This window comes from Paraburkholderia suaedae, from assembly GCF_040812055.1.
In the GTDB taxonomy this organism is placed as follows: Bacteria; Pseudomonadota; Gammaproteobacteria; order Burkholderiales; family Burkholderiaceae; genus Paraburkholderia.
This window is the reverse complement of the sequence record NZ_JBFOAH010000087.1, coordinates 1-2,228: the sequence shown is the minus strand read 5'-3', so window position 1 is coordinate 2,228 and position 2,228 is coordinate 1. Positions and strand designations below refer to the sequence as shown.

The following is a 2,228-nucleotide window of genomic DNA, read 5'->3' as shown; positions in this document are numbered from 1 at the left end:
GGATGGCGAACTGATTGACGGCTTGCCGCCAGGTGATAGGTGGCATCTTCCAATCCTTTTCGATGTTGCGCAAGGCCAGGTACAGCAGTTTGCTGGCGGCTTCGTCGCTCGGGAAGTGACCGCGGTTCTTGACGATCTTGCGAAGCTGCATGTGCATGCTCTCGATCGCGTTTGTCGTGTATATGATTTTGCGTACTTCCGGGGGATAGGCGAAGAACGGGATGACTTGCTCCCATTGGCGCTGCCACATCGCGGCGACCGTCGGGAATTTCTTGCCCCATTCGCTTTGAGAGAAGGCTTGCAGCGCCGCCTCGGCGGCTTCGGCGGTAGCGGCCTGATAGATCGGCTTGAGCGCGGTTGCCAGTGGCTTACAGTCCTTCCAGCTCGCCAGATTCAGCGAATTGCGGATCAGATGCACGATGCAGGTCTGGATCTGGGCAGCCGGATACACTGCTTCGATCGCTTCGGGGAAGCCGCGCAAGCCGTCGACGACAGCGATCAGGATGTCGTGCAAGCCGCGGTTCTTCAGTTCGTTGAAGACCTTCAGCCAGAACTTGGCGCCCTCGGTCTGCTCGATCCATAGGCCCAGCACTTCCTTGCGGCCATCGGCCCGAATGCCCAGCGCCAGGTACACCGCCTTGTTCTTGACTGTGCCTTCGTCGCGGATCTTCAGCCGAAGCGCGTCGAAATACACGATCGGATACATCGCCTCAAGGGGGCGTTGCTGCCACTGTTCGACTTCGGCCAGCACCTCATCGGTGACGGCCGAAATCAGCTCGGGTGACACCTGCAAGCCATACAGCTCCAGCAAATGGCCCTGGATCTCGCGCACGCTCATGCCGCGCGCGTACATGCTGATGACGTGATCGTCGAAGCCCGGTAGCCGGCGCTGATATTTGCCCACCAACTGCGGCTCGAACGTCGCCTGCCGATCGCGCGGAATGTCCAGATTCAGTTCGCCGTTGGGCGTGAGGACCGTCTTGCGGCTCGTACCGTTGCGGTGGTTGCCGGCCTTGCCTTGCTCAGCCTCGTTCTCCAGGTGATGCGTGAGCTCCGCTGCCAGCATGCGCTCAGCCAGTTGCTTCTTCAGTTGCCCGGCGAGGCCTGATTCGCCCAGAACCGACTCGGCATCCTTGTTCTGAATCTGCCCAAGCAGTTGATCGATCAGTTCGTCAGGGAACAGCTTCGGCGCCTTCGGGTTCTTGCTCTTCTTGGTCACGGTTGCTTCGGTCATAGGACGTTATTTCCGTTATCGTCTCATGACCTCGGCACACTAAATCTATGGTCACTCCCATTTTTGCAAGGCTGGTTTTTGATGTGGTGGATTGGCTTGCGTAAATCTATCCGGCGTCGTTGTGGAGATAGCTCCCCGCGCCACGATGAGAATCGCGCCTGATGATCCTGAAAAAATCTTCGGCTTCGGAAGCCAATTTAGTGTTCAGGTTGTCCGCCAGGCCGGTGTGCCGTTCACGTCATCAAATTTCAGCGATCGCAAAACCAGGTGGGTGCACTTCGGTAAAATATATGCGGAGTCCGATGCTCAGCTTGCCATCGGATTCGCTCCCGCATTGAACGTGGTGTGGCGCGTAGCGAGAGCCCAGGCCGTTCGTGCCAGCTTGTTGGCCAACGCACAGGCCACCACGTTGGAATGTCGGCGTGCAAGCATGGCGCGAACCCACTCGGCCAGGCGGCCGGATTGCCGCTCAAGCCGCATCATGTAGGCTCTGGCGCACTGCACCAGTAGACGCCGGATGTTCTTGTCACCTCGCTTGCTGATGCCTAGCAGGTTAGCCCGGCCCCCTGTGCTGTACTGGCGAGGCACCAGCCCGATGGAGGCAGCAAAGTCCCGGCTGCAGGCGTACTGCTTGCCGTCGCCCATCTCGGCCGCGAGCACGCTGGCCGTGACAGGACCCACACCGGGAATAGACAGCAGGCGCTGACCGAGGTCGTCGTCAGCGAGCTGCCGGACCATTTCCCTGTCGATCTCACCGATCTGTTCGCTGAGGTACTTGAAGTGCGCATGCAGTCTCTCAAGGATCCAGATCAGGCGTGCAGGCACCGAATGCTCGGCAAGCACTGAGGGTAGACGGGCGATAACGGCGTGGCCAACCGGTAGGCTGATGCCGAATTCAAGTAGGAACCCGTGCATCTGGTTGGTCGTCTTCGTGCGGTCGCGGATCAGTGATTCGCGCACCCGATGTAATGCCGCTAGCGTTTGCTGTGATTCG

At 59.4% G+C, this 2,228-nt stretch carries 2 protein-coding genes; both read right to left on the bottom strand.

Going from position 1 to position 2,228, the window contains the following annotated elements; genetic code table 11:
• Window positions 1-1,234, bottom strand: a 1,234-nt coding sequence (locus ABQJ48_RS37580; protein WP_367842905.1) for an IS256 family transposase, incomplete at its 3' end; no start/stop codon positions are given.
• 306 nt (window positions 1,235-1,540) lie between these two features.
• The coding region (locus tag ABQJ48_RS37575) for an IS110 family RNA-guided transposase (RefSeq protein ID WP_367842904.1) at window positions 1,541-2,228 on the bottom strand (688 nt) is incomplete at its 5' end.